Origin of the sequence: Streptomyces sp. NPDC059853, from assembly GCF_042731495.1 — a bacterium.
GTDB lineage: Bacteria > Actinomycetota > Actinomycetes > Streptomycetales > Streptomycetaceae > Streptomyces.
The window spans coordinates 1-1,695 of the sequence record NZ_JBHWJL010000535.1 but is presented as its reverse complement, the minus strand read 5'-3'; the positions used below and the strand labels follow the sequence as shown (position 1 = coordinate 1,695).

Sequence of the window (1,695 nt, the reverse complement as noted above, 5' to 3'; positions counted from 1 at the left end):
AACGCTTCAACCGCACCCTCCTCGACGAATGGGCCTACCAACGGCCCTACACCTCCAACAACGAGCGCACCCAGGCCCTGGCAGCATTCCTCCACACCTACAACCACCACCGCAGCCACACCGCACTCGCAGGCCAACCACCCATCACCCGCGTCAACAACCCCGCGGGTCAATACACCTAGGCAGAGTCCTGCCTGCGGCCGCAGTCGCCGGCCCGGTGGCAACGGGTGACGATCTCGGCAGCACGGTTCACCACGCTCGGCGCCCGGAGTCCGGGCACGTGTACTCGTGAGAGCAACGGCGAGTGCCTCCCAAACTCGTGACATCGACTTGGCGGCCTTCGGAATACCTCCCGGGCTCATCGACAAACGACTCCCTGCTCTCGTGATCAATACAGCTAGGCGTGAACGCTTGGGTGAGCAGATCGAGGGGCCCACAGGGTGGCGTCGAGGGCTTTCGCTGGTGGTTGTAGGACCGACCGGCTGTTCCTGTGGGTCTCGGGTTATGACCGGTCTGCTTTTCAGGTGGCGTTGTAGGCGAGCTCGGCGAGCTGAAGGGCGTCGGCCAGGCTTGGCTCGTCGGTGAGGTCGACGCTGACGCGGTACTCCCGGTGCCCGGTGGTGAGGGTTCGGGCGGACTTGGTGCCGAGCTCATCGAGCTGCCGCTGACTGTAGTTGAGCCGGAGGTTGATGGTGCTGTACTCGGGGTACACGTAGGCGAAGCCGCCGAACTGGGATCCCTGGCGGCGCAGTCGCAGGTAGCGGCTATAGTCCAGCGGAGCGTCGGTCAGTGCGTTCTTGCGCTTGATTCCGTAGACACCGACCTTGTCCCACCGGCTCGCCTCCTTGAGGAACCGGACGAACAGCCCGGGGGCCGGACTGCGGACCAGCAGTTGACGCACCGTTTCCTGCCCCTCGTCGGCCACCCCCGGAATCCGGGCCGGCAGCGTCCCACCGTCCGGGCCGTCATTGGTGGCCACCGAAACGGGACCGCAGTGCTGGTCTGCCAGCTCTTTCAGTACCTGCGAGGCGTCAAGCTCCTCAGCGGTTCCCTCGAACTGGAACACGGTCACCTTCACAAGATCCCCCTCATGTCGAGTACCTCCGATGCTACCATCAACTATGCATGGCCAGAACCTACTCTGCATAGTTGGTCTCGGTGCACCCTCGGATGAACGTGGCCCGGGATCCAGACCGTCCCTTCGGCCCGTTGCGGTCAGGGCTCCGCGCCCGACCGCTTGCGGCCAAGGGTGACGACGAGGATCAGCCCGTCCTGGTCGGGGCGATGGACGCTGACGCGCTTGCCCTCGTCGTTCACAGAAGAGCGCTTCCCGGGTCTGCTGTAGCCAGATCCGTCAGGTGCACAAGACCCGTCGGCTGGCCAGGATGCCGCACGCTCCGGGAGGGGATCAGCCGTCAGAATGGGGCGGTGAGCCCGTCGTCGCCGGCGCCACCTCCCGCAGTCAATCGGTTTCCCCGACCGCGGTCAGCGGCCACCGGACAGCCGCAAGAGCAGCGGATATCTCGTTCACCCGTTCAGGATCCCACCCGCCGTCGTCCGCATCACCGTGCTCGGGACGAACGGGCTGGTCCTCACCAGCCATTTGGTCCGCTGGGCGGGGGCGCGGGCCTAAGGGCGCGCCCCAGCCGCTGCGTGGTGTGCTGGCCCTGCGGGCGCGCCTGATGGATCGTGATC

At 66.0% G+C, this 1,695-nt stretch carries 2 protein-coding genes; one reads left to right on the top strand and one right to left on the bottom strand.

Annotation, left to right across the window (positions count from 1 at the left end; genetic code table 11):
• Positions 1 to 182 (top strand): integrase core domain-containing protein (locus ACFV5N_RS27655; RefSeq protein ID WP_385605232.1); only part of this gene is annotated, 182 nt, incomplete at its 5' end.
• 338 nt (positions 183 to 520) lie between these two features.
• Here the strand turns inward: ACFV5N_RS27655 and ACFV5N_RS27650 are convergent.
• Complete coding sequence (locus ACFV5N_RS27650; protein WP_385605229.1) at positions 521 to 1,066, bottom strand: hypothetical protein; 546 nt, start codon at positions 1,064 to 1,066, stop codon at positions 521 to 523.
• Between the last annotated feature and the right edge of the window lie 629 nt (positions 1,067 to 1,695).